Consider the following 434-nt stretch of genomic DNA (forward strand, 5'->3'; position numbering starts at 1 on the left):
AGCTCCAAGTCTCGGGGGCTCGGAGAGGTGTATGAGAGACAGGGGGGGTACGGCGCCGGGGTCGGGGGGCGTGCGCAGCAGGGCCAGCGCGCCGCCGCGCGCCAGGTCCGCGACGCCGGCCGTGCGCCGGTCGCGCGGCGCGGAGTCGGCCGGGGACCACCGCAGCCGGCCGGCGGCGTCGGCCAGGGCGTCGACGGCGTCGATCAGCGCGGCGCGGCCGGCCTCGGCGCGGGCCGCCGCCTCGGCCGGGTCGAGGTCGGTGGGCGAGGCGCGGACCCGGCGGGCGGGGGTGAGGTCGACCAGGTCGTCGAGGAGGTCGATGACGGGGACGGCGCGGGCCGTGCCGGGCTCGCCGGTGAAGGCGCCCGGGTCGGTGGTGAAGCCCTCCCAGGGGGTGAGGGCCCGGGGGGTGAGGTCGTCCCAGTTCACCGGGG

Annotated in this window: 1 pseudogene; it reads right to left on the reverse strand. The window is 80.2% G+C overall.

Features of this window, described 5'->3' with window-relative positions:
* A pseudogene (locus FOE67_RS28330) lies at nucleotides 1–434 on the reverse strand (N-6 DNA methylase); the annotation flags it as partial.

This window comes from Streptomyces calidiresistens (assembly GCF_014141525.1).
GTDB lineage: Bacteria > Actinomycetota > Actinomycetes > Streptomycetales > Streptomycetaceae > Streptomyces > Streptomyces calidiresistens.